General features: G+C 60.1%; 23 protein-coding genes. 10 read left to right on the plus strand and 13 right to left on the minus strand.

What is annotated here, in order from left to right:
• Entirely contained in the window at positions 1 to 696 is a 696-nt protein-coding gene (locus tag B9Z50_RS04575; protein WP_146183162.1) for a hypothetical protein, read from the plus strand.
• Positions 697 to 725: 29 nt separating this feature from the next.
• On the opposite strand, the gene B9Z50_RS04580 is transcribed toward B9Z50_RS04575, so the two are convergent.
• Positions 726 to 1,295: a hypothetical protein gene (locus B9Z50_RS04580; RefSeq protein ID WP_146183163.1), complete on the minus strand. Its 570-nt coding sequence runs from the start codon at positions 1,293 to 1,295 to the stop codon at positions 726 to 728.
• Between the two features lie 604 nt (positions 1,296 to 1,899).
• On the opposite strand from B9Z50_RS04580, the gene B9Z50_RS17400 reads away from it, so the two are divergent.
• Entirely contained in the window at positions 1,900 to 2,190 is a 291-nt protein-coding gene (locus B9Z50_RS17400) for a hypothetical protein (RefSeq protein ID WP_146183164.1), read from the plus strand.
• Positions 2,191 to 2,494: 304 nt separating this feature from the next.
• Here B9Z50_RS17400 and B9Z50_RS04590 read toward each other — a convergent pair whose 3' ends face one another.
• The 7 genes from B9Z50_RS04590 to B9Z50_RS04620 all read right to left on the minus strand — a co-directional run bounded on the left by B9Z50_RS04590 (position 2,495) and on the right by B9Z50_RS04620 (position 9,899).
• Positions 2,495 to 2,815, minus strand: coding sequence for a c-type cytochrome (locus B9Z50_RS04590; RefSeq protein WP_146183165.1), 321 nt, complete (start codon positions 2,813 to 2,815; stop codon positions 2,495 to 2,497).
• Between the two features lie 220 nt (positions 2,816 to 3,035).
• The gene (locus tag B9Z50_RS04595; RefSeq protein WP_108362409.1) at positions 3,036 to 4,724 is read right to left on the minus strand and encodes a PQQ-dependent methanol/ethanol family dehydrogenase; all 1,689 of its coding nucleotides are present in this window, start codon (positions 4,722 to 4,724) and stop codon (positions 3,036 to 3,038) included.
• Between the two features lie 262 nt (positions 4,725 to 4,986).
• Positions 4,987 to 5,925 carry a quinoprotein relay system zinc metallohydrolase 1 gene (locus B9Z50_RS04600; protein WP_233249753.1) on the minus strand — a complete coding sequence of 313 codons (939 nt, stop codon included), beginning with the start codon at positions 5,923 to 5,925 and terminating at the stop codon, positions 4,987 to 4,989.
• Between the two features lie 41 nt (positions 5,926 to 5,966).
• Positions 5,967 to 6,767: a quinoprotein dehydrogenase-associated SoxYZ-like carrier gene (locus B9Z50_RS04605; protein ID WP_108362411.1), complete on the minus strand. Its 801-nt coding sequence runs from the start codon at positions 6,765 to 6,767 to the stop codon at positions 5,967 to 5,969.
• 20 nt (positions 6,768 to 6,787) lie between these two features.
• Entirely contained in the window at positions 6,788 to 7,642 is an 855-nt protein-coding gene (locus B9Z50_RS04610) for an ABC transporter permease (RefSeq protein ID WP_108362412.1), read from the minus strand.
• Positions 7,624 to 8,859: a branched-chain amino acid ABC transporter substrate-binding protein gene (locus B9Z50_RS04615; protein ID WP_233249754.1), complete on the minus strand. Its 1,236-nt coding sequence runs from the start codon at positions 8,857 to 8,859 to the stop codon at positions 7,624 to 7,626. Before B9Z50_RS04615 ends, B9Z50_RS04610 begins: the two co-directional genes overlap by 19 nt.
• A gap of 47 nt (positions 8,860 to 8,906) precedes the next feature.
• Entirely contained in the window at positions 8,907 to 9,899 is a 993-nt protein-coding gene (locus B9Z50_RS04620) for a PQQ-dependent catabolism-associated beta-propeller protein (protein WP_108362413.1), read from the minus strand.
• A gap of 187 nt (positions 9,900 to 10,086) precedes the next feature.
• Here B9Z50_RS04620 and B9Z50_RS04625 point away from each other — a divergent pair, with 187 nt between their 5' ends.
• From B9Z50_RS04625 to B9Z50_RS04645, 5 genes are all read left to right on the plus strand, one after another.
• Positions 10,087 to 11,085, plus strand: coding sequence for a tripartite tricarboxylate transporter substrate binding protein (locus B9Z50_RS04625; protein ID WP_108362414.1), 999 nt, complete (start codon positions 10,087 to 10,089; stop codon positions 11,083 to 11,085).
• Positions 11,082 to 11,840 (plus strand): ATP-binding cassette domain-containing protein, encoded by a 759-nt coding sequence (locus B9Z50_RS04630; RefSeq protein WP_233249755.1) that lies wholly within the window; start codon positions 11,082 to 11,084, stop codon positions 11,838 to 11,840. Before B9Z50_RS04625 ends, B9Z50_RS04630 begins: the two co-directional genes overlap by 4 nt.
• A 97-nt stretch (positions 11,841 to 11,937) precedes the next feature.
• Entirely contained in the window at positions 11,938 to 12,588 is a 651-nt protein-coding gene (locus B9Z50_RS04635; protein ID WP_108362415.1) for a glutathione S-transferase, read from the plus strand.
• A gap of 99 nt (positions 12,589 to 12,687) precedes the next feature.
• The gene (locus B9Z50_RS04640; protein ID WP_108362416.1) at positions 12,688 to 13,059 is read left to right on the plus strand and encodes a TraR/DksA C4-type zinc finger protein; all 372 of its coding nucleotides are present in this window, start codon (positions 12,688 to 12,690) and stop codon (positions 13,057 to 13,059) included.
• A gap of 63 nt (positions 13,060 to 13,122) precedes the next feature.
• Complete coding sequence (locus B9Z50_RS04645; RefSeq protein ID WP_108362417.1) at positions 13,123 to 13,536, plus strand: VOC family protein; 414 nt, start codon at positions 13,123 to 13,125, stop codon at positions 13,534 to 13,536.
• A 21-nt stretch (positions 13,537 to 13,557) separates the two neighbouring features.
• Here B9Z50_RS04645 and mrdA read toward each other — a convergent pair whose 3' ends face one another.
• The 4 genes from mrdA to B9Z50_RS04665 form a co-directional block, all read right to left on the minus strand.
• Positions 13,558 to 15,555 (minus strand): penicillin-binding protein 2, encoded by a 1,998-nt coding sequence (mrdA, locus tag B9Z50_RS04650; protein ID WP_108362418.1) that lies wholly within the window; start codon positions 15,553 to 15,555, stop codon positions 13,558 to 13,560.
• A 2-nt stretch (positions 15,556 to 15,557) separates the two neighbouring features.
• Positions 15,558 to 16,079: a rod shape-determining protein MreD gene (gene mreD / locus B9Z50_RS04655; protein WP_108362419.1), complete on the minus strand. Its 522-nt coding sequence runs from the start codon at positions 16,077 to 16,079 to the stop codon at positions 15,558 to 15,560.
• The gene (gene mreC / locus B9Z50_RS04660; protein ID WP_108362420.1) at positions 16,076 to 17,017 is read right to left on the minus strand and encodes a rod shape-determining protein MreC; all 942 of its coding nucleotides are present in this window, start codon (positions 17,015 to 17,017) and stop codon (positions 16,076 to 16,078) included. The genes mreD and mreC overlap by 4 nt, the downstream gene beginning before the upstream one ends.
• A 69-nt stretch (positions 17,018 to 17,086) precedes the next feature.
• Positions 17,087 to 18,130, minus strand: coding sequence for a rod shape-determining protein (locus B9Z50_RS04665; protein ID WP_108362421.1), 1,044 nt, complete (start codon positions 18,128 to 18,130; stop codon positions 17,087 to 17,089).
• A gap of 210 nt (positions 18,131 to 18,340) precedes the next feature.
• On the opposite strand from B9Z50_RS04665, the gene gatC reads away from it, so the two are divergent.
• The 3 genes from gatC (at position 18,341) to gatB (ending at position 21,707) form a co-directional block, all read left to right on the plus strand.
• On the plus strand, positions 18,341 to 18,640 hold the full coding sequence (gene gatC, locus B9Z50_RS04670; RefSeq protein ID WP_108362422.1) for an Asp-tRNA(Asn)/Glu-tRNA(Gln) amidotransferase subunit GatC: 300 nt from the start codon (positions 18,341 to 18,343) through the stop codon (positions 18,638 to 18,640).
• Positions 18,641 to 18,643: 3 nt separating this feature from the next.
• Positions 18,644 to 20,104: an Asp-tRNA(Asn)/Glu-tRNA(Gln) amidotransferase subunit GatA gene (gene gatA / locus B9Z50_RS04675; RefSeq protein ID WP_108362423.1), complete on the plus strand. Its 1,461-nt coding sequence runs from the start codon at positions 18,644 to 18,646 to the stop codon at positions 20,102 to 20,104.
• Between the two features lie 151 nt (positions 20,105 to 20,255).
• Positions 20,256 to 21,707 (plus strand): Asp-tRNA(Asn)/Glu-tRNA(Gln) amidotransferase subunit GatB, encoded by a 1,452-nt coding sequence (gene gatB / locus B9Z50_RS04680; protein WP_108362424.1) that lies wholly within the window; start codon positions 20,256 to 20,258, stop codon positions 21,705 to 21,707.
• Between the two features lie 84 nt (positions 21,708 to 21,791).
• On the opposite strand, the gene B9Z50_RS04685 is transcribed toward gatB, so the two are convergent.
• Positions 21,792 to 22,805 carry a fumarylacetoacetate hydrolase family protein gene (locus B9Z50_RS04685; RefSeq protein WP_108362425.1) on the minus strand — a complete coding sequence of 338 codons (1,014 nt, stop codon included), beginning with the start codon at positions 22,803 to 22,805 and terminating at the stop codon, positions 21,792 to 21,794.
• Positions 22,806 to 22,874 lie beyond the last annotated feature (69 nt).

Consider the following 22,874-nt stretch of genomic DNA (forward strand, 5'->3'; position numbering starts at 1 on the left):
ATGAAACCCATTGCCTTGGCTGGCGCATCGCTGTGCGCTTTACTGCTCAGTGCCTGCTCGCCCCAGGCAGGCCCGGATTGGTTTCCTCTGCGCGCAGGCGACGTCACGCACTATGAGGTGCGCTACAAAACAGAGGCAGGCAAAGATAACGAAGTCTGGACCTTGCGCACCCGCGAACCCGTTCTTTGGCGCGACAAGACCCACGCTGTGCGCCACCATTCGCAGGGCGTGGCCTATTTGTTTCAAGTGGATGAGCAAGGCGTGCGCCGTGTTGCCCACCAAACCGACATCGACCGCGAACCGCAAGCGGACCCAGCTGCCATGTGGGTGCTCAAGGCCCCCTACCAAACCGGGACCGAATGGACCACAACCACGGTGCCATATTTGTTGATGCGCAAAAACGAGTACCCCCGGGATCTTCGCTACACCCACAAAACCACCATGACCTGGCGGATCGTGTCCGACAAAGAGCAACTCAAGCTGGGCAGTGGCGAGGTTTTGGAGCCCTGCCTGCATGTGGTGGGCGAGGCTTTTCTGAACCTCTACACCGACCCGGTCAACGGCTTCACCGACGTGCCCCTGACCAGCCACGAGTGGTATTGCCAAGGCCACGGCCTGGTCAAATTCACCCGCGAAGAAAAAGTCCTGGCTGGTTTCCTGATCGGCGGGACTTTGACGGCAGAGCGCATACGCTGAACGGACACCCAGAGATCAAATCCGAAACCTTATTCGATGCGCAGCTTGCGGATCCAGCGGGCATCGGGTGCAAAAGGTTCGCTGTCTGCTTGGCCATATGGCGGCAGGTCGAGCTTGTCCGGCGGGGCACTGATGAGGTTCAGGTCCACCGCCTGCGGCAAGCCCTCCAGTCCGGTGGGCGACATGCGCCAACGGAAAATGATCCCATTCCACAGCTTGGCACCAAAGTCCGCTGGTTTTTTGTAGAGGAACAACAGGTGGTGGTCCAACCACTGCCAATTGTCCTGAGACACGGTGGCCGGATTGGCGTAGGGGTATGGCACATGGCATGTCACCTCCAATGCCGCGGCCAAACATTTGAACTCACGCATCGATAAAAAGTGGTCGCGCATCACGGCATGGTCCATGTGTACACGGATTTTGGCTTGACCTTTCTCAGCGGGTGTGAATTCGACGCGGCCTATTCGGGTGTATTGGCCATCGCGTGTTTCGGCCACGAGGGTCTTTTCGCCCTGTAGCTCAAAGGCTTGCGCCGTAGGCAGCAGCACCATCAATGAGCACAACATTGCACCCCTCAAATCTTGGCGTTTGATCAGCATGTCTTTGTTCTCCCCTTTTATCCGGCCCTAGCCGGTGATCGCAAAAACACGCAAAACACATGCCACTTCAGCGCTTGCAAAGTCTTGTCACAGCAAGCGCAAAAATGACAAAGGGACTTTCGCGTCAGAAGCGATAACGCAAACCTGTCATCCCCATGCGACCACGGCCAGCTTGCAAACCCTTGGTTCGGGCACTGTAATACTTGTTGTCGAGCACGTTTTCACCATAGAGGAATTAGGAAACTTTTTGCCCCTTAGGGGCGAAGCCGATGGATGCACTCTAAAGAGACAAAGATGGGGTTTCCCCAAACAGGCCGCAATCGGTTTGCCCGTCACCACCAACGTCCCCGCAAAGGCCTTCTGCAGAGCTGCCCCGGTAGTTGTCGGTACTTGAAAATGCGGCTGACTTAGGTGACGCCCACTCGCGCTAGCGGCCCTTGTGGACCCTCGTAGGACAGGTTCATGGCCAGTGCATACTTGAGTGCATAAGGCAAGCGGTTACCTGCCTGGTAATAGCCGTAACCATCTTCACCCTCACCGCCCACCTGACCGCTGTCCTTAATTTGGCGGTCATCAAGTGCGTGAAGGCTTGGCTGGCAAAGTCATGGGTTTTCTGACCCGCAAGTTCACCCAAGTTGAGCTTGCCACTGATTTCAATGCCCGTCTGCTGCGCCCGACCTTCGTTCGTAAAAACCCCACTGGACTGCCCGACGTGGTAAATGATGTCCATGCTGAACACCATGACCTCCAGTTGGCCGCTATTGCGCAAGCCCGTGCGCACGCCCAGCTCGGTGGTGTTCGACTACTCAGGCGTCACCTTTTGCAGCGTGTTGTTGTCAATGTCGCGGTTTGGCCATTGGGGTGCAAAGCGATGGATGCCGCAAAAACACCGTAGCGTCATTGAGACCGTTCCAGGTCCAGACCAGACCAGACCAAGCAATGCTTGCAACTGACTATTGGTCAAGCTACTTTCCAAGGTGTCAAAAACGGCCCCGGTGGCCGAGCTGTAGATGTTTTTACAGGAGGTCACTATAGATGCCACCAATTAGCATGGTGGCCTGCTGCTCGAACTGCGCGTCTTCGCGCACGTCCTGCTGCCAAACCATGCCCAACACCAGCAAGAACGCAAAAGCCACAGCCAGTCAGGTGGAGAGTGTTGTGCGCAGGTCCATGTCGGTATGCGCAGTCCCGCCAAGGGATCAGGGCTTGCTCGCCAAGATGTGCGTTGCCACGGTTTTCAGATCATCCTGACTCATGCCTCGATGGGCAGGCATGGGCACGCGGCCCCACTTGCCCTTGGAGCCGTTTTGGATCGATTGGACCAAGGTGACGACGGCATCTTTGTCGTTGCGGTATTTGTCCGCGATGCTCAAAAAAGCGGGCCCTACGATTTTTTCGTCTTTGGCATGGCAGGACAGGCAGCCGTTGTCTTTGAGCACGGCTTGTGCATCCGCCGCTAGCGCCCATCCGGCAGCGGCCCAACTCACGGCCAGCAGCACGAGGCTTTGTCGGGTTTTCATGTTCATGTCTTTCTTTCAGGCCAATGAATCAGCATGCAAGTGTTGCGTTCAGCAGATGCCGACATGGCACCGGCAAAAAAAAGAGCAGCCGCCTGCCTGTGCGCAGAAGACTGCCCTGGTTGTGGGCCCTCAGCAAAAAGCCATATCAGGCCTTGCACTGTGGGCTGTGCCCTTGAGTGTGATCGCTGACACGAACCACCCGCAGGGTACAGTCAGAAAATCACTTCATCAGCTTGAAGGTCCAGACGGAGCCGCCTTGTTCGAGGAAGTTGACTTTTTTGGCCACTTCACCACCCCACAGCGGCACAGCACCACCCCAGCCAGAGACCACAGACACGTATTGGTCGTTGCCTTCTTTCCAGGTGATGGGAGGTGCCACGATGCCCGAACCGGTCTGGAACTGCCACACCACCTTGCCGGTCTTGGCGTCAGCGGCCTTCAGGTAGCCTTCAGGCGTGCCCCAGAACACCAGGTCGCCTGCCACCAACACGCCACCCCACAGAGGGGCTTCGTTCTTGACTTCCCACTCGATCTTGCCGGTCTTGGGGTTCACAGCGCGCATGGAGCCGATGTAGTCGTCGTACAAAGGTCTGATGGTGAAGCCCGCACCCAGGAAGGCTGCACCTTTTTTGTAGGTCACAGGCTCGTTCCAGATTTCCATGCCCCATTCGTTGGAAGGCACATAGAACAAGTTGGTCTTGGGGCTGTAGGCCATGGGCATCTGGTTCTTGCCGCCCAAGAAACCGGGGGCAGCGAACACCGACTTGCCCTTGTTGCCGTCACCACCAGAACCGGTGGGGTCACCTGGACGGTTTTCAGGCACAAAGTTGGGACGGCCTGTTTTCAGGTCAATGCCGTTGGCCCAAGTGGTCTTGGTGACGAAGGGGAAGGCGTTGACCAGCTTGCCGGTGGTGGCATCGTTCACATAGAAGTAACCGTTGCGGTCGGCCTTGCCGCCCATGCGCTTGCCGTCCATGTCAAAGGTCACGAACTCGTTCACACCGTCATAGTCCCAGCCGTCGTTGGGGGTGTTCTGGTAGTGCCACTTGATCTGACCGGATTTGACATCGATGGCCACGGTGGAGGTGGAGAACAAGTTGTCACCCTTGCGCAGGTGGCTGTTCCAGGGGCCGGGGTTGCCGGTGCCGAAATAGGCCAGACCTGTTTTGGCGTCATAAGTGCCGCCCAGCCAGGGGGCTGCGCCGCCGGTCTTCCAAGTGTCACCAGGCCAGGTGGCGTTGGTGGTACCAGAGATGCCGTTTTCCTTGCCGTCCTTGTAGCCCATGTGGCCTTCGACCACAGGGCGGACCCAGACCATCTTGCCCGTTTTGGGGTCACGCGCTTCCACGCGGCCCACCACACCGAATTCACCGCCGGACAAGCCGGTCAGCAACAAGCCATCGGCGATCAAAGGCGCAGCGGTGTAGCTGTAGCCTGCAGAGTAGTCGTCGATCTTCTCGCGCCAAACAACCTTGCCTGTGTTCTGGTCCAGCGCAACCAACTGGGCGTCCAGCGTGCCAAAGATGACCAGGTTGTCAAACAGCGCTGCACCACGATTGATCACGTCGCAGCAGGGCATGATGCCTTCGGGCAGCCGGTGCTCGTACTTCCAGAGTTTTTTGCCGGTCTTGGCGTCCAGCGCAAAAATGCGCGAGTAAGAAGCCGTGACAAACATCTTGCCGCCATGAATCAAGGGCTGCGATTGCTGGCCGCGCTGCTTTTCACCGCCAAAAGACATGGACCACACGGGCACCAGTTTGTTGATGCTCTTGGCGTTCACATCGGTCAGCGGCGAGTAGCGCTGGCCTTGTGTGCCCAGACCCGAGGACAGGACGTCGTTGGTCGTGGCGGAGTCTTTGCTGATCATGTCGTTCGTGACTTGAGCACCAGCTTGAGCTGCGGCCATCATGACGAGCAGGCTTAAAAGTTTGAGTTTCACAGTGTTGTCTCCTGTTGAAAGAAGGGGCAGAGCGTTGAAGAAAAGGAACGACTTGCCAGCCGGTAAAGCTGAACTGACTTGCGTCGTAATTTTTCAGTGGCAAATACCGTGCCACCTGCAAGGCTATTCGGACACATCCAAAGATCAGGCATAACCCTAATGAATCTGTTGCTTTCAGGAGTCCAATTCAACAGCTTGCCGCTACAGGCCCGTCGCGCTGTTCAATTTCGGATCACTTGGATGTCACAGTCGGCGCAGTCTGAAATGAAAACTGTTCAGTCTCATAACGCGGGTACAGCGTGGTCACGTTGCGCGCATACTCTGCCCGCAAGGCCGCCCAAGGCACAAAGCGTTCAGGAATGGGCAGACGCAAAACCTCTGAGAGGTCCAAACCTTGTGCGGCACTGGTTTGCATGCGCGTGTGCAACCACTGCAACCAATCCAACGTCTGGTCCACCCCGTAGGTGCCGGTGTGCACCGGGCCGTGGCTGGGCACTACCGTCTTGACCTGTCCTTGGGTAATCCACTGGCGCATGATTTGCAAACTGGCGATCCACTGCGCCAAGTTGGCATGGGGCATAGTGGGCACCCGGTCGGCAAACACCAGCCCCCCAGCAAACAACACCTCTGTGGTGCGATCGATCAGTACCAAGTCATGGTCGGTATGGCCTTGCAAGCGCACCCATTCCAGCGTGTGCCCACCCCACTCGAAGCGTCCGGGCTGAATGTCCTCACGCGAAGGGCGGAACTCGGTGCCACGCATCCAGTCGCCACACAGTCGGTACAGGTTGTCCTCGTAGGCCTTGCCCTCGGCCTGCATGCCTGTACGGCTGCCCGGCAGGGCAGCGGTGGGCACATCGCCCCAGGCCTGGTTACCTAAAAAGTAGTCCGGGTGCAAATTGAGGCTTACCACTTTTTTAACTGGATGAGGCGTCAGGCGGCCGAGGGCGGCGCGTTGCTGGTCGCCATACAAACGAGAAGGACCGGTGTTGATGACCAAAGAGCCTGCCTTATTGCTGAGCATGGCTGTATTGATGATGTTGCAGCCGTTGGCATGGCTGAAATCATCTACTGCGCCTTCGATGACCCAGGTTCCTGGTGCAATCTGGCGGGGCTGCAATTGGTAATCCAGTCGCGCCACATCGACCGCCCCCGCTGGGCTGGCGATCATGGCACAGAGCCAAACCGCCGCCCGTGGCATGCGCTGCGCCCTCATGCTGTCACCTGCGCTTGGATGCGGTTGCCGTTGTTGTCACGCCCTTTGATCTGCCAAGGGCCGCGCATTGCATCGCCCAGCTCCAAGGTCAAAAGCGGGTTTTCTGACACCGGTTCGTGCAAGCTCAGCCGCCATACGGCCTGATCCTGGAAATTGTGCAAGGCCAGCTGCTCAATGTGAAAACTCGGGATGCCCGCCACCAGCCCGGTGTCCATCGGGTGCATCACGCGAAGGCGCAAGCGCGTGCCGCCGTCGATCACGTTGCGGAACACACGGGCCTGCACTTGGCCCAGCGTGCGGCTCCAGGAGCCATCAGCCCGCGTGATGCCGGGCACAGTGCAACCACCGCCAGAGGCGTTCACCCAGGTCTGGCCCACATGCCAGCGCCCATCGCGGGTGCGCACCAAGGCGCGCACGGGCGAGCCTTGCTCCATGCGAAAACGAAACGCCAGCACTGGCCAGCTGCCCAGGGGCTCGAAGTCGAGGATGTGCTGGATCGGGTTGCGGTCTGCAACGAGCCGGATCATGTCGATGGGGCCTGCCGAAAGCGCCAAGGCTCGCGCATCGACCAGGATCGGCACATTCATCGCATCTTCGGCAAACTCGGGGCCCTTGACCACCACGTCATCCGTGAAGCGCCAATTCGCCCCCAGCAGATGTTTTTTGATCAGCACAGGCCACTGCATCGACCCCAAAGGATCACCCCCTGTGGGGTCAGCCCCTTGGGCCCAAGCCGCACCACCCAACATGCCGCCCAGCCCTGCCAGGGCCCGGCGGCGGCTCCATAACTTGTTCATTTTTGTCTCCCAACATTTTTTCAGGATGCGCCGCGTTGTTTCATCCAGCCACGCTGCGGGTCATAGCCACGCACCGCCAGCGCAAAAAAGAACGAGGTGCCCAGCAGACCCACCAACCAGCCCATGCCGTAGGTTTGCCCTTGCAAGGCAAAGCGCATCGTCTCCACCGCTTGCGTAAAGGGATTGAACTGCGCCAATTGGTAAAGCCACACGGCCCCGGCTTCTTCAAACTTCCACAAGGGGTAGAGCGCTGAGCTGATGAAGAACATGGGGAAAATCACGAAGTTCATGGCCCCCGCAAAATTTTCCAACTGGCGCACATACACCGACAGCACCAAGCCCATCGAGGCCATCAGCACGGCGGCCAGCACTATGGCGGGCAGCGCCAGCAAGGCGTGCAGCGGGGCGACATCCACGCCCAACAACCAAGCCACGCCCAAAAAAACCACCATTTGCAGCACCGACAGGCTGGTGCCCGCCAGCAGCTTGAAGGCCAGCAGCCATGCGCGGTTCAGGGGCGCTGTGAGCAACAAGCGCATGAGCCCCATCTCGCGGTCATAGACCAGGGACAGTGAGCTTTGCATGCCGTTGAACAGCGCAATCATGCCAAGCAAGCCCGGCAGCATGTAAACCTTGTATTCGATGTAGGTTTCATACGGCGGGATGATGGACACGCCAAACACATTCTGAAAACCCGTGGCAAACACCACGAACCACAGCAGCGGCCGCACCAGGGCCGAGGCTAAGCGTGCGGGTTGACGCAAAAACTTATGGATCTCGCGCCCGACCACGGCCCGCATGGCGCGCAGCAAATGTACGCCATAGGTTGGCGCAGGCGACAAGGGCGGTGGGGCGGTCAGGGCTTGGCTTTGCATGTGCTTTCTTTTTCATCGACACCCAAGGTGTCCATCACTTCAACTGGGTGCAAGACGCCGTCCAGCGGCGCGGTCCCCAAAACACCATCCACATGGCTCAAAAACAGGGGCTGACGCAACTGGCCATCCCAGCTGCGGTATGACAGGCGCGGCCCTTTGGCCCCGTCCACAAACACCTGGCCGCTGCGCAGCAAGCGGGCTTGGTCGGGCAAAGCGGCTTTGCTGTGATCGCTGACCAGGGCCGCGATGGATTTGACGGCCACCCAAGCGGCCCAATCTTGACCGACCATGGGGCGTTGCGCCTGGCGAGCAAAGCGGCGATTGACCTGTGGGCCGCCGTTGCGCTCCCACTGAGCGTGCCAAGCCAAGGCCACCAAACCATTGGCCCCCACCACCGGGCGGGGTTGCTGAGTGGCGTAGGGCAGCGTGCGTGCAAACTCGCCATCGGCGTCCATCACCGCCACCACATCGTGGCTGCGGTCATTGGTGAGCAAGCGGGTGTTGGCCAAATCGCGTTCACGCGGATCCCCCGAGAGCTTGAAGGCCTTGGTGTCCACTGTTTTGATGCCATAACGTTTGGCCGCCCGTTGCCAGGCCTGTCCTTGCAACTGGTCGGCGGCTTCGGGGCCTTGCAGCACGAGTGCATTGCGCCATGAGCGGGCCGCGAGGTACTGGGCCAGGGCATCGCCCAACATGGCTTGACTGGGGTAACTGTGAAACAGCATGGCAGCACACTGACTACCCCGCAGAGCATCTGCGGCAGCGCTGGCGTTGAACAGCAAAGCACTGGTGCCCGCGACCTGCACCGCTTGGGCCAACTGGGCTTCGGGCAGATCGAGCACCCAATAGGCCACGCGGTCGCTCTTGAGCTGCTGAAAAACCTTGCCCAGATCGGCGGCACTGCCCGCTGTGACAGCGATCACTTTGATCGAGTGCCCAGCTGCGCGCAAACCAACTTCGGCATCGCTGGCACCCAATTGCGCCGCTTGCACCAAGCGCCCGGCAGGATGACCCGGGTAACGGCGCTCCAAGCGGCGGCTTTGGTAACGGGCATCGTCGGCCAAGGAGACCAGGGCCACCGTGTGGGTGGCGGCCTGCGCCACGGGTGCCCCGCTCAGGCCGACCACCATGGCCAGCCCCCCCGTGAAAGCAAAGCTTCTGACGACCCAAGCCGTTGTGGCCAAAATGAGCGGCACCAGACTTTGGACAGTCCGCATCAACACGCCTGACTTGTCGCCTCTGACGCGGGCATCAGGACTGGGTATCATGGGCTGACCAAGGGTGTATGGGGCACGCGACCCACGGCCACGGTGCGGATGGCTTTGCCTGCCTGCGTGTCCACCAAGGTCATGTCATCGGACAAGCCATTGGTCACGTACAGCTGTTTTTCATCTTGGCTCAAGGCCATACCCCAAGCCCGCTTGCCCGCCAGTACGGTACGGCGGACCTTGCGTGTGGCCACATCGACCTCGGCCACATGGTTGGCTTTGCCCAGGCTGACCCAGGCGGTCTTGCCGTCTCGCGTCATGACCACGCCCACTGGGGTGATGTCGCTGGCGCGCATGCCTTTGATCTCAAAAGCCACGGTGCCCTTGACAGTGTGGGTCTTGGCGTCGATCACAGACACATTCGAGCTCAACTCATTGCTGACCCAGATTTCACTGCCATCGGGTGATGCCGCAAATCGCCGTGGGCGGTTGCCCACCTTGATGTCTTTGATGATTTTTTTGCTGCTCAGATCAACCAAGTGGACCAAATTGGCTTCCTCGGAAGTCACATACGCGAATTTGCCATCGCGGCTGAGCATCACACCTTCGGGCTCCCCTCCGGTTTTGACCTCGAACAGCGGTTTTTTGCTGGCCAAGTCATAGGCCGCGAGGACGCTGTCGTCTTCAATGGAGACATACGCCACCTTGCCATCCGGGCTCAGGTCAAAAATTTCAGGGCTGTCGCCCAAGGCCACAGTGTCGACCATCTTGCCGCTGGCGCGGTCCACCACACCCAACTGGTTACTGTCACCGCAGCAAACATAAATTTTGCTCTGATCTTTGCTGAACATCATGTGGCGCGGGCGTTTGCAAACATCGATCTTGGATTGCAACTTGCCTGCGGCATCGAACACCAGCACCTGGTTGTCTTTTTCAGAGGACACATAAACGCTGGAGGCTTGCGCCCAAGTGGCACAGCACAAGAGCGCAGCAACCGTCAAACTGCGCCATGCGCTCGGGCGTGCAACACGAAGTGGATTTGACGTCATGGAAGATGTCTCCTAGGTTGAAGGAACAAGTGTTCCGTTTTGACACACCCTTGGCAGAGGTTCTGCTGAGCTTCCCGCAAGTCTTGTGCCAAAAACGGCCCTCATGGCGGGTTTGGGCCTGAGGTCTCTTTGTTTTTGTCGCTTGAAAAGGTAACGACACTGGCGTGCATTTTGCTAATGTTTTGACATGATGTCTTTCCGAAAAAACCCGACCCCGATCACACGCCGTCAAGGCCTGCTCCTGGCCATGGCACTGGGCATGGGGAGCTGGCCCGGCTGGAGCCAGGCCAGCAGCGGCTGGCCACAAAAGCCCATCCAGCTCATCGTGCCCTGGCCAGCGGGCGGCGGCACTGACCTGAGCATTCGGGTGCTGGCCGAAGAGGCCGGGCAGCGTCTGGGACAGACGGTGGTGGTCATCAACCGCCCCGGGGCAGCCGGCACACTGGTGGCCCCCCTGCTCAAAGCGGCGGCACCTGACGGCCACACCATCGGCCAACTGCCCCTGCCCGTGTTGCGCCACGCCCTGATGCACAAAGTGCCCTGGGACCCCCTGACCGACCTGAGTCCTATCTTGCAGGTCTCAGGCACCACCTTTGGTCTGCTGGTGCCCAACAACAGTCCTTGGCAAAAAGTGCAAGACTTGCTGGACTGGGCACGCACCCGTCCGGGTGAATTGATGATGGGCTCCACCGGCATCGGCTCCACCCCGCACCTGGCCATGGAAGACCTGCTGAGCGCCCACCACATCCGCTACACCCATGTGCCGTTCAAGGGCACGGCCGACCAAATGCTGGCCTTGGCCAGCGGCAGCATCATGGCGGGCATGAACTCGACGGGTTTTGCCCCTTGGGTCGAACAAGGCAAACTGCGCCTGCTGGCGGTTTTCAGCGACCAACGCAGCGCCCGCTGGCCACAAGTGCCAACCATGAAAGAGCTGGGCTTTCCACAAGCCGTTTTCCATTCGCCTTGGGGCTTGGCTGCACCTGCGGGTACACCGCCTGCCGTGCTTGCCCAGTTGCACGACGCCTTCAAAGCGGCCCTGTTCAGCCCCAGACACCTGAGCGAGTTGCAGCGCTATGACCAGGAGGCCGATTACCTCGACGGCCCGTCTTACCGACAGATGCTGGTACAAATCAGCCAACGCGAACGCAAACTGCTGCAGCGCATGAAACTGCTGGCCGAATGAGCCCCCAACTCCGCAACACCATGCCCCCATCAGTCCTGCCCCTGCAAGCTCAATCCCTGACCAAGGCTTACCAAGGCCATGTGGCCTTGCGCGAGCTGAGTCTGAACCTGGTCCCGGGCGAGCGGGTCGCCTTGCTCGGACCCAACGGTGCGGGCAAATCCACGCTGATGCAATTGCTCACGGGCTTGTTTGCCCCTGACAGCGGCAGCATTCAGATCATGGGGCACGACCTGCGCTACGCCGCGCCCCGGGCACTGGCCCACTTGGGCGTGGTGTTCCAACAACCGGCGCTAGATCTTGACTTGAGCGTGCAAGCCAATCTGCGCTTTCACACCGACCTGCATGGCCTGCCTCGCGCCTTGGCCGATCAACGAATCCACGAAGGTCTGGAGGGCTTGGGTCTGCTGCCCAACCTTCGCCAGCCTTGTCGGGCCTTGTCGGGCGGCAACCGCCGCAAAATCGAACTGGTGCGCGCTCTGCTGCACCGCCCGGCCGTGCTATTGATGGACGAAGCCACGGTGGGCCTGGACCCCGCCTCGCGCGTGCAGCTTTTACAAGCGGTGCAAGACCTGCAGAGCGCTCAGGGCGTGGCCACACTGTGGGCCACACACCTGGTAGAAGAAGTGGCGCACGCTGACCGGGTGATCGTGCTGCACAAAGGCCACATGCGCCATGAAGGTCGGGTGGGAGACCTGCTGGCCGACACAGGTCAAGCGGATTTGCAATCCGCTTTTTTGAGCCTGACACGGGCTTGATTTCATTCACCCTCTGGCCCAGCCGTCATCTTGGCGACCGCCACAGATGCACAGCGGCACTACGCTGGCACCTTCCCACTCCCATCTGAGGCTCACCATGCTCACACTCTGCGGCTTTTCTGCCAGTAATTACTACAACAAAGTCAAATTCGCGCTGCTTGAAAAAGGCGTGCCCTTCACCGAAGAGTTGGCCTGGGTGGGTCAGACTGAAGCGGCCTGCAGCCCTTTGGGCAAAGTGCCTTACATCAAGACGCCCACCGGCTCCCTGTGCGAGTCGGCCGTGATCATGGAGTACATCGAGCAGCAGTACCCCCAGAACCCCCTGCTGCCCGCCGCCCCCTTTGCTGCGGCCAAGGTGCGCGAGCTGGTCACGTTTTTGGAGCTGCACCTGGAGCTGGTGGCACGCAACCTGTATCCGCAAGCCTTTTTTGGCGGGCAAGTCAGCGATGGCGTCAAGGCAAAGACCGCCGACCAGCTTGAGAAGAACGTAGCCGCTTTCGCCCAATTGGCTCAATTTGAGCCTTACCTGATCGGCGACACCCTGAGCCTAGCCGACTGCGCGGCAGTGGTGCATTTGCCGCTGGTATCGGCGGCGACCAAACTCGTTTATGGCCGCGATTTTCTGGCCGATCTGCCCGTACGTGACTACCTCAAGCGCATGAACGAGCGCGCCACCATGCAACAGGTCAATGCCGACCGCAAGGCCAACACCGAATTACTGATGGCGCGCGCCAAAGCCAAGGCCTGAAACTCATCCAGCCCCTGGCGTGGCCCTGCGCCAGCGCCAAGTCAGTAAGGGTTGACCTGCGTCAACCCCGCGAGCGCCGGGCGGTTTCATGATGAAACCATGAATACCGCCACACCCACACCCCACGACATTTTCAGAACACAACTGATCGCAGCGCGTACCGAGCTGCTGGCCCGCATGGCCCATGAGCGCGGCGGCGTATTCTCACGCGCCGAAGTGGCCGTCGATCACTTTGGCAACGCCATGGAATCTCGCGCCCAGATTCAGACCGAGCGGCAAACCGAATTTGCCATCAACGAACACGAAACCGCCGAGTTGGGTGACATCGATGCAGCGCTCGAACGCATCCAAGCGGGGACCTACGGCACCTGCACCGATTGCGGCGTCAGCATTCCCCCTGCTCGCCTGAACGCCTACCCCACAGCCAAGCGTTGCATCGACTGCCAAAGCCTGTCCGAGCACCACCGCTGAAACGCCCTCACCTCAGGTTCTGACGGCTGCCCGTCGGTGCTGTGGGCTGATATGCTTTGGCGAATGCACAGCCTGTTTCACTTCGCTTTTCACGTCACCGACCTGGACGAGGCCCGCCGTTTTTATGGCGGCGTGCTCGGCTGCCAAGAAGGCCGCTCCACCGACACCTGGGTGGACTTTGACTTTTTTTCGCACCAAATTTCACTGCACCTGGGCGAGCCTTTCAAAACCACCCTCACGGGCCACGTGGGCGATCACCTGGTGCCGATGCCGCACTTTGGTCTGGTCTTGCAAAAGACCGCTTGGCAAGCGCTGGCCGATCGCCTGCAAGCCCGTCAAATGAAGTTTGTCGTCGAACCCCACCTGCGCTTTGCGGGGCAGCCTGGCGAGCAATGGACCATGTTCTTCATGGACCCGTTTGGCAACCCCATCGAAGTCAAGGGCTTCGCCAGCCTGGACACGGTCTACGCCAGCTGAACAACCGGACCCTGCGATGACTCAGGGCTTGTCGGCTTTGCCTGCGGGCAGGACTTTGGGGGCCATCAAGGGCACCTCAGCTTTGCTCCTTGGCTGGCCGATCGGGCTGGCGGTCTGGCCTTTTTGTGTGGCTGCCATGTCTTCTTCGCTGGGGTACTGCCCCAGCAGCCAGTAGTCAAACACTCTTCGCGCAATGGGTGCAGCTGACGCCGCACCAAAGCCCGCGTTCTCCACCACCACCGCCACCGCAATTTGCGGTTTTTCGGCAGGTGCATAGGCCATGTACAAGGCGTGATCGCGCTGGTATTCGGACAACTTGGCCGCGTCGTATTTGTCTTTTTGCCCGATGGTCACGGCCTGCGCCGTGCCGGTTTTGCCTGCGCTGGTGTACGCGGCTCCCGCAAATACACGCTGCGAGGTGCCCGAGGTCACCACCCCAACCAGGCCTTTGTGAATCACATCAACGTGTTCGGGTTTGTAGCCCAGGCTCAAGGGCTGCTGCGCCCCCACTTGCGACTGCGCATGGGTCAACGCATCTTGCGTGGCAGTGACGACGCGGGGCTTGAACTGCATACCGCCATTGGCCAGTGTGGCCGTGGCCGAAGCCAATTGAACCATGGTGAAGGTGTTGTACCCCTGACCAATGCCCAGCGAAATGGTCTCGCCACCGAACCACTTCTTTTGCTCGGGTCGCTTGAAGTAATTGCGCTTCCATTCGGTGCTGGGCAAGATGCCACGCACCTCACCGGGCAGGTCGATGCCAGTGATTTGGCCAAAGCCCAGGGGCTTCATGAAATCGTGGATTGCATCCACACCCATGTCATTGGCCAGCGAATAGTAATAAACGTTGCTCGACAGCACGATGGATCGCACCATGTCCACCGGCCCCAAACCTTGGTCGCCGTGGCTGCGGAAAGTGTGCCCACCATAAGTCCAGGAACCTGCATCGTAGGTAATGGCCGAGGCACTTCTTTTACCCGTCGCCAAAGCTGCCATCGCCATGAAAGGCTTGTAGGTGGAGCCCGGCGGGTAGGTGCCTCGCAAGGCCCGGTTGAGCAAAGGCTTGTCGATCGATTCGTTGAGCATCTGCCAGTTTTCAACATCGATGCCGTCCACAAACAAGTTGGGGTCGAAAGTGGGCTTGCTCACAAAGGCCAGCACCTCGCCATTGTTCGGGTCCAGCGCCACCAAGGCACCGCGCCGGTTTCCAAACAGGTCTTCGACCATTTTTTGCAACTGAATGTCGATGGACAAAACCACGTTTTGACCCGGTATGGCCGGACGGTTGGACAAGCTGCGCGTCGCCCGCCCCCCAGCGGAAGTCTCTACCTCGTTGACGCCCGTGATGCCATGGAGCTCGCGCTCGTAGCGCTGCTCTACCCCCAGTTTGCCGATGTACTCGGTGCCCCGGTAGTTGGCCGCATCGTCGTTTTCTTCCAGGCGATCCTTGTCGCGCTGATTGATGCGGCCGATGTAGCCAATGACGTGGCTGGCCAACTCGCCATACGGGTACTGACGAAACAAGCGGGCCTTGATCTCCACCCCCGGAAATCGGTAGCTTTGCGCGCTGAAGCGGGCCACCTCTTCGTCCGTCAAGCGATTGCGTATGGGCAGCGAGTCAAAGCTTTTGGACTCCTCGCGCAGGCGTTTGAAGCGGCGACGGTCGCGGGTCTGGATGTCCACCAACTCCGACAACTCGTTGATCGTGGCTTCCAGGTCCTTGACCTTGGAGGGCGTGATCTCCAAGGTGTAGGCCGAATAATTGCTGGCCAATACCACGCCATTGCGGTCCAAAATCGTGCCCCGCGGCGGCACTGTGGGCAAGATGGCCGTGCGGTTGTTTTCGGCTTGAGCCAACAAGTCCTCATGGCGCACCACTTGCAAATAAGCCAGTCGACTGGCCAGCAGCAAAAAGCAGCACAGCACCACCCATTGCACCACCACCACCCGGCCTTGAAAGCGCTGGATCTCGGCGCGGGAGTCGCGCAATTCCGCAAGCGAGGGCAGGTTCAATGACATGCTCAAAGCGGCCGGATGTCATCGCGATCGAACGCGCGCCGCTGCGGAGCCAAGAGCAAGGCGCCCAGCAAAGGCCACAAGGCCGCTTGCAGCAAAGGCGCAGGCAACTGACTCCATGCGGGCCACACACCGTGCGCCACCAAGCGGGTGAGCCACTCCACCACAGCCGCCACGACAAAGAGCGGCAAAATTTGCAACGCCTGTTCGCGCAAAGGAAACCACAGCATGCGCCGCTGCGCGACCGTGGCAAGCCACGACAGCACCACATAAGACAGCGCGTTTTGGCCCAGTAATGCCGACTCGTGCACATCCAGCGCCAAACCCAGCAAAAAGGCCAGCACCAACCCCACACGGCGCGGCTGGTGCACAGTCCAGAAGACCATCACAATCGCCAGCACATCCGGCACCCAATACCACCCCAGCAAGCCCAATAGCATGTGCAGCAAGATGGCTAGCACGAAGCTCAACGCGATGAATTGGGGGTTGGCCGGCAAGAGCAGGGGCCGCCCTGCGGGCATGATCATGGCTTGCCTCCTGTTGCGGGCATCGCGGGTGCTGCGCCCTTGGGTTTGGCCCCTTTGCCCACTTCCGGCGCTGGAGGTGCTGGCCAATCCTTGAAAGGCAGCAACACCAGCAAATGACGTCCCCGCTCCGTGGCCATGGGCTCGGCATGCACCCGGGCAAACGACGAGTCCACGCGACGGTCAATGCGGGCAATGCGCCCCACGTGCAAACCAGCTGGATACACCCCATCGATACCGCTGGTGGTCAGCAAGTCGCCTTTTTGCATGTCTGCGCCCGCGGGCACAAACTTCAAGTCGAGTGAGCCACCGAGAGTTTGCGGGTCCCCATTGGCCACATACCGGCTGCCGGTGCGGGCATTCATGACCGGGATGCTTTGCGCTCTGTCGGTCAGCAGCGTGACCTCGCTGACCAAGGGGTAAACACGGGTGACCTGCCCCACCACCCCGGCCGTATCAATGACCGCCGAGCCTTGCGCGATGCCGGCCAGGAGCCCTCTGTCCACCACCACGCGGCGGGTGTAGGGGTCGGAAGTGTCGTAGAGCACCTGAACAGCTTTGGCCGGGCCCGCCACTTGGGCGCGCAAATCGAGCAACTGCCGCAAATGGGCGTTTTCCTGGCTGAGCTGCTCCACCTGCTGCAAACGTTGGGCCTGACCGATGGTGCGGGTCTGAAAAGTCAAGGCCGCATCCTGAGCTTCTTCAAGATCGCCAAAGTAACGCGCCAGCGCATTGACAGCATTGACCGGCTGCAGCGACAGCCATTGCAAGGGCGACAGAACCAAAGCCACACCCGAGCGAATCGGCTGAGAGATGTGCATCCGGTGGTCTGCCGCCATCAGCAACACGGCCAGAAGCCCCAGCAACAGCATCTTGGAAGTCGCAGACAGGCCTTGCCGAAAGATCGGTGGCGCACTGCGTTCAAGCGTATCCAGGGCCATGGTTCAACTGCACCGGATGGTGGTGAAATGAAAGGGTGAGGATGCGGCCTCGCCGCACCCGACAAGGGCTTATTCGCTGGTGAAAATGCTGCCCAGCTGGTCCATGCGCTCCAGCGCCATACCGCACCCACGCGCCACGCAGGTCAGCGGGTCTTCAGCCACCAGCACCGGCAAGCCGGTCTCTTCAGCCAAAAGGCGGTCCAGGTCGCGCAACAAAGCGCCGCCACCCGTGAGCATCATGCCGCGCTCAGCAATGTCAGCGCCCAACTCCGGTGGGGTGTGCTCCAGGGCGGTTTTGACGGCCGAGACGATCTGGTTGAGCGGATCGGTCAGGGCTTCGAGGATTTCGTTGGAGCTGATGGTGAAGCTGCGCGGCACGCCTTCGGACAGGTTGCGACCCTTGACTTCCATCTCCTTGACTTCGCTGCCGGGGAAGGCCGAGCCAATGTTCTTCTTGATCGATTCAGCCGTAGGCTCTCCGATCAACATGCCGTAGTTGCGGCGGATGTAGCTGATGATGGCTTCATCAAACTTGTCGCCACCCACGCGCACACTGCCTTTGTAGACCATGCCACCCAGCGAGATCACGCCGACTTCGGTCGTGCCGCCGCCGATGTCGACCACCATCGAACCCGATGCCTCCGACACGGGGAGGCCCGCACCGATGGCTGCGGCCATGGGCTCTTCAATCAGGTACACATCCGAGGCACCGGCACCCAGCGCCGATTCGCGAATCGCACGGCGCTCCACCTGGGTCGAGCCACAAGGCACACAAATGATGATGCGAGGGCTGGGGCGGAAGGTGCTGCGGGGGTGCACCATGCGGATGAACTGTTTGAGCATCTGCTCAGTCACAGTGAAGTCGGCGATCACGCCGTCTTTCATCGGGCGGATGGCTTCGATGTTGCCGGGCACCTTGCCCAGCATGGCCTTGGCTTCATGGCCAACGGCTTGCAAGGTCTTTTTGCCCTGGGGGCCACCTTCATGGCGAATGGCCACCACCGATGGCTCATCGAGCACGATGCCCTTGTCACGCACAAAAATCAGGGTATTGGCAGTGCCCAGGTCGATGGCCAGGTCACTGGAAAAATAACGACGGAATGAGGAAAACATGGGAGTCCTTTGGTGCTCCAACCCGGGGCAGCCAAACAAAACTGCAAGGGGGCGGCACAGCGGTCAAATGAGGTGTATCGAAATGGGTGCTTAGCAGGGCATTCTGAGCCCTTCAGCAAACACAGGATAATACCCGATACCCCCGTCATTGGACTGGCCAAAGCCTGCCCAATGCACCGAAATACACCCCATCAAAAGCCTTTTTTAACCATGTCGTTGACCCCACAGGATATTGCCCGGATTGCGAATCTCGCGCGTCTGGAACTCAAGCCCGAAGAAAGTGAGCGCATGCTCACGCAAATCAATGGCTTTTTCGGCATCGTGCAAGCCATGCAGGCTGTCGACACCACCGGCATCACCCCCATGGCCCACCCTGTGGCAGCCATTCAGGACATCACGCTGCGCCTGCGACCCGACGTGGGCAGCGAGCCCAACCAACGCGACCTGAACCAGCAAAGCGCCCCAGCCGTTGAGCGCGGCTTGTTCCTGGTCCCCAAAGTCATCGAGTAAGCCATGAGTGAACTGCACAACCTCAGCGTGAAAGCGCTGGCCAGCCTTTTACAAACCAAAGAAGTCAGCGCCGTCGAAGTAGCGACCCGCTTTTTGGCCCGCATGGGCGGCAACCCGCACAACGCCTATCTGGACATCGACAGCGAAGTCACGCTGGCCCAAGCCCGCGCCTCGGACGCCAAACTGGCGGACGGCACCGCCGGCCCACTGGAAGGCGTGCCTGTAGCGCACAAAGACGTGTTCGTCACCCGCGATTTCGCCACCACCGCCGGCTCCAAAATCCTGAGCGGCTACCGCTCACCCTTTGACGCCACCGTGGTGCAGCGCCTGCGCTCGGCGGGCATGGTCAGCTTGGGCAAGCTCAACTGCGACGAGTTCGCCATGGGCTCGGCCAACGAAAACTCGGCCTACGGACCGGTGCAAAACCCTTGGGACACGGCCCGCGTGCCCGGCGGGTCTTCTGGCGGCAGCGCAGCGGCTGTGGCCGCTGGCCTGGCGCCTGCAGCCACAGGCACGGACACCGGCGGCTCGATCCGCCAGCCGGCCAGCTTTTGCGGCATCACTGGCATCAAACCCACTTATGGCCGCGCCAGCCGTTACGGCATGATCGCCTACGCCTCCAGCCTGGACCAAGCTGGCCCCATGGCCCGCAGCGCCGAAGACTGCGCTTTGCTGCTCAGCGCCATGTGCGGCGCTGACCTGGACCGCGACTCGACGTCGCTGGACATGCCCACAGAAGACTTTGCAGCATCGCTGAACAACTCGATTGAAGGCCTGCGCATTGGCATTCCCAAAGAGTTTTTTGGCGAAGGCCTGGCCGCCGATGTGCGTGCCGCCGTGGATGGCGCTTTGCGCGAATATGAAAAGCTCGGCGCCAAACTCGTGCCCATCAGCCTGCCGCGTACCGAGTTGTCAATTCCCGTCTACTACATCATTGCCCCGGCCGAAGCCAGCTCGAACCTCAGCCGCTTTGACGGCGTGAAGTTCGGCCACCGCGCGAAGGACTACACCGACTTGGTGGACATGTACAAAAAAACCCGCGCCGAAGGCTTTGGCAACGAGGTCAAACGCCGCATCATGACGGGCGCTTATGTGCTCTCGCACGGCTATTACGACGCCTATTACCTGCAAGCGCAAAAAATCCGCCGCATGATCGCCGACGACTTCCAAAACGCGTTCAAGGAATGCGACGTGATCGCTGGCCCCGTGGCGCCATCTGTGGCCTGGAAGTTTGGTGAAAACGCCAACGACCCGGTGGCCGACTACCTGGCCGACATTTTCACCTTGCCCGCCTCGCTGGCCGGCCTGCCCGGCATGAGCGTGCCCGCAGGCTTTGGCGCAGGTGGCATGCCTGTGGGCTTGCAGCTGATCGGCAACTACTTCAAAGAAGCCCAGTTGCTGAACGCCGCACACCGACTGCAACAAGCCACCGATTTCCACCTGCGCAAGCCGCAAGGCATTTGAGCCATGCCCTGCCCCCTCTCAGCGTTCGCCCGCCCATCGATGACTGCTTCGTCATCGCGAGCGAAGCGTGGCGATCCATGGACTGCCGCGTCGCATGCGCTCCTCGCAATGACGGCCAATGGCCACTTGTGATTCACCGGATAAACACACCATGAGCAAACTCGTACAAGGCTACGAAGTCGTCATCGGCTTTGAAACACACGCCCAACTCTCGACCCACAGCAAAATCTTCAGCCGCGCGCCCACCGCCTTTGGTGCAGAAGCCAACACACAAGCCTGTGCGGTGGACATGGCCCTGCCCGGCACGCTGCCCGTGATGAACATCGGTGCCGTCGAACGCGCCATCGAGTTCGGGCTGGCCATCAACGCGCACATCGCCGAGCGCAGCATCTTTGCGCGCAAAAACTACTTCTACCCCGACCTGCCCAAGGGCTACCAGATCAGCCAGTTCGAGATCCCGGTGGTGCAAGGCGGTGAGGTGTCTTTCTTCCTTGAAGAAGGCAAAGAGACGGTGCGTAAAACCGTGCGCTTGGAGCGCGCTCACTTGGAAGAAGACGCGGGCAAATCGCTGCACGAAGATTTCATTGGACAAAGCGGCATTGACCTGAACCGTGCAGGCACCCCGCTGCTGGAGATCGTGACCCAACCCGACATCCGCAGCAGCGACGAAGCCGTGGCCTACGCCAAAGAGCTGCACAAGATCGTGACCTGGATCGGCATTTGCGACGGCAACATGCAAGAAGGCAGCTTCCGCTGCGACGCCAACGTGTCGGTGCGCAAGCCTGGCGCTCCTTTGGGCACCCGCCGCGAGATCAAGAACCTCAACAGCTTCAAGTTCATGCAGCAGGCGATTGACTTTGAAGTGCGCTGGCAAATCGACCAGATCGAAGACGGCCACACCATCCAGCAAGCCACCGTGCTGTTCGACCCCGACACGGGCGAGACCCGTGCCATGCGCACCAAAGAAGACGCCGCCGACTACCGCTATTTCCCAGACCCCGATCTGCCGCCCCTGGTGATCGACCGTGACTGGGTTGAACGTGTCAAAGGTGAGATGGCCGAGCTGCCTCGTGTGATGGCCGAGCGCTTCGTCAAAGACTACGCACTGCCCGAATACGACGCCACCCAGCTGACGCAAAGCAAGGCGGTCGCGGCCTACTTTGAAGCCACGGCCAAAGCCTGCGGCCAAGCCAAACTGGCCAGCAACTGGATCATGGGCGAAGTCTCACGCCGCTTGAACGCCAGCGAGTTGAGCATCGATCAATCGCCCGTCAGCGCCACCCAACTGGCGGCATTGATTGGCCGCATCAGCGACAACACCATCAGCAACAACGCAGCGCGTCAGGTGTTTGAAGGTCTGTGGAACCAAGAAGGCGAAGTCGACGCCCTCATCGAAGCCAAAGGCCTCAAGCAGATGAACGACACCGGCGAGCTGGAAAAAATCATCGACGAGGTGCTGGCCGCCAACCCCAAGAACGTGGAAGAGTTCAAGGCCGGCAACGCCAAGGCCCTGAACGGCTTGGTCGGCCCGATCATGAAAGCCAGCAAGGGCAAGGCCAATCCGGGGCAGGTGAATGCCTTGTTGATGAAGAAGCTGGGCTAACCGATATCTTCACCATGGGCCGTTTGCGCTTCAATCGTGAAGCGTAAATGGCTTTTTTACGCTTCACGCTGCTTCAATAACGCGTCACGGCTGAACCAATGGCACGATTTCCTGCTCAATCGCCCCAAACAAGCTCTCCCCGTTTTGGCCCTTCATCTCGATGCGGATCGTGTCACCGTACTTCATGAATTCGGTGCTGGGTTTGCCGTCCAGGATGGTTTCGATGGCGCGTTTTTCGGCGATGCAGCTGTAACCTTTGGGCCAAGTTTTTTGACCGTTGACTTCTTCGCTTTTGTTGCTCACCGTGCCGCTGCCCACAACGGAGCCAGCACGCACATTGCGGGTTTTGCAGATGTGGGCGATCAGTTGGCCGAAATGAAAAGTCATCTCGGGGCCAGCTTCGCACATGCCCACTTTGCGGCCGTTCCAGGTGGACTGCAGCGTCAGGTGCACGCGGCCGCCTTGCCAGGCGTCGCCCAGTTCGTCGGGGGTGATGGCCACGGGGCTGAAGGCGGTGGCGGGTTTGCTCTGGAAGAAACCAAAGCCTTTGGCCAGCTCGTTCGGAATCAGGTTGCGCAGGCTCACATCGTTGGCCAGCATGAGGAGGCGCACGGCCTCGATGGCGTCGTCGGCGCTGGTTTGCATGGGCACGTCGCCGGTGATGACGGCGATTTCGGCCTCGAAGTCGATGCCAAAAGCTTCACTGGCACAGACCACCGGGTCGCAAGGGCCAATGAAGTCATCGCTGCCGCCTTGGTACATGAGCGGGTCGGTGTAGAAGCTGCTGGGCACTTCGGAGTTGCGCGCCGCACGGACCAGCTCCACATGGTTGATGTAGGCTGACCCATCGGCCCACTGGTAGGCGCGGGGCAGCGGGGCCATGCAGCGCTCTGGGTCGAAAGGAAAAGCGTGCCGTGCTTTGCCTTGGTTGAGGGTGCTGTACAGGTCTTCCAACTGGGGGGCTAGAAAGTTCCAGTCGTCCAGCACTTGCTGGAGTTTGCTGGCGATGCCGGTCGCATAATGTGCGGTGCTCAGGTCGCGCGAGACCACCACCAGTTGTCCGTCGCGTGAGCCGTCTTTGTAGGTCGCCAATTTCATGATGTTTGCCTGTTTGTCCCGTGATTCAAAGCCGCATGCAGCGGGGCCGAGCCATGCATTCAATGGGGC

The sequence above is a fragment of the Limnohabitans sp. Bal53 genome, from assembly GCF_003063355.1.
In the GTDB taxonomy this organism is placed as follows: Bacteria; Pseudomonadota; Gammaproteobacteria; order Burkholderiales; family Burkholderiaceae_C; genus Limnohabitans_A.